General features: G+C 40.4%; 1 rRNA gene. It reads left to right on the plus strand.

The window, feature by feature from the left end:
* Window positions 1-199 precede the first annotated feature (199 nt).
* Window positions 200-314 (plus strand): 5S ribosomal RNA (gene rrf / locus CWB62_RS18375).
* The last annotated feature ends 94 nt before the right edge of the window (window positions 315-408 follow it).

Consider the following 408-nt stretch of genomic DNA (forward strand, 5'->3'; position numbering starts at 1 on the left):
CGCGTTTTATGTGATAGTGAAACAAGCGAAGAAGTTAATATAACTAAAGTAGATAGATACTTAGAAACTTAAAAAATATTATCAGATATTTTCCAAATTTATGAGGTGACTCTTAGCGCGTAGCGTTAACATTGAGGCACCTTGCGCAAAGGAAAAAGAAGCACTCCGTGCTTGTCATTAATCCTTTGCACCTAATTTGCTTGGTGACAATAGCGTTTTGGACCCACCTGACTCCATGCCGAACTCAGTAGTGAAACGAAACAGCGCCGATGATAGTGTAGCATTTGCTATGTGAAAGTAGGACATTACCAGGCTTCAAATAAGCGAAACCCGTTACAGCAATGTGACGGGTTTTTTGCTATCTGGGGTTTAGTAAATAGCCAAGAGACCATGTCGAACTCAGTAGTG

It is taken from the genome of Pseudoalteromonas sp. S408, assembly GCF_005886645.1.
Classification (GTDB): Bacteria; Pseudomonadota; Gammaproteobacteria; order Enterobacterales; family Alteromonadaceae; genus Pseudoalteromonas.